Origin of the sequence: Bartonella sp. AA23NXGY (genome assembly GCF_042197165.1) — a bacterium.
Taxonomy (GTDB): Bacteria; Pseudomonadota; Alphaproteobacteria; order Rhizobiales; family Rhizobiaceae; genus Bartonella.
Genome location: NZ_JBHIRO010000101.1, coordinates 1 through 718 on the forward strand (window position 1 = coordinate 1; position 718 = coordinate 718).

General features: G+C 39.3%; 1 protein-coding gene and 1 pseudogene. Both read right to left on the reverse strand.

Going from position 1 to position 718, the window contains the following annotated elements; translation table 11 throughout:
• Nucleotides 1–162 (reverse strand): annotated as a pseudogene (locus ACFINY_RS09870) (exonuclease); the annotation flags it as partial.
• Nucleotide 163: 1 nt separating this feature from the next.
• The coding region (locus ACFINY_RS09875; RefSeq protein WP_375701080.1) for a recombinase RecT at nucleotides 164–718 on the reverse strand (555 nt) is incomplete at its 5' end.

Sequence of the window (718 nt, forward strand, 5' to 3'; positions counted from 1 at the left end):
GCTTGTTTCGCCTGTTAAGCGCTCTGTTATGAGTTTGATTTTGTAGTCTTCATATTTGCTCGTAGGCAATCCTTTTGTAGTTTTATTGAGTATGTTGTAAATGTTTGATGCGGTGACTTTACCCAAGCGTGCTTGGAACCATTCTGCTGTTCTTTGTTCCATCTCACACCGCCGTTCTTTGTTCTTGTGGTGCATATTCTATATCTTGGACGTGAATATATTCGGCATCTTGTATAGGCGCCTCTATTTGCTTTTGTTGTAGGAAAGATTGTTCTTTTTCATGCTGTCTCTTTTGCAAAACATCCAAAATCCTTTGTGCTACTTCATCAGGAAGATCTTCAAGCCTGTCGACTTGTGCATAATCAAGCACTTTTTCTTCTTCTGTTTGAGTGATGTTTATTAATTGTTTGATTTGCGTAAGCACATCATAAGAAACTAACTTCGTTTGTACGTTATGGTTTGTTTCATTGATACGTTTAGCTTCATCTTCTTCATAAATACCGGAAAGACCGAAAGCGTAACGAGCACATTGTATAGTGGCTTTATGACGCAACATACGTGCGGGGTATTTTTTCCAAGGGTCACTGTGGCCTTGTTCGCATTCTTTGCGATATTCGGTGACTTCGATAGGGTCTTTAATGCCTTTGAGACGAATAGCACATTTGATAGCAATGATATTCCCATCATCATTGAGTTGATCTTGAAAGGTCATGCCATC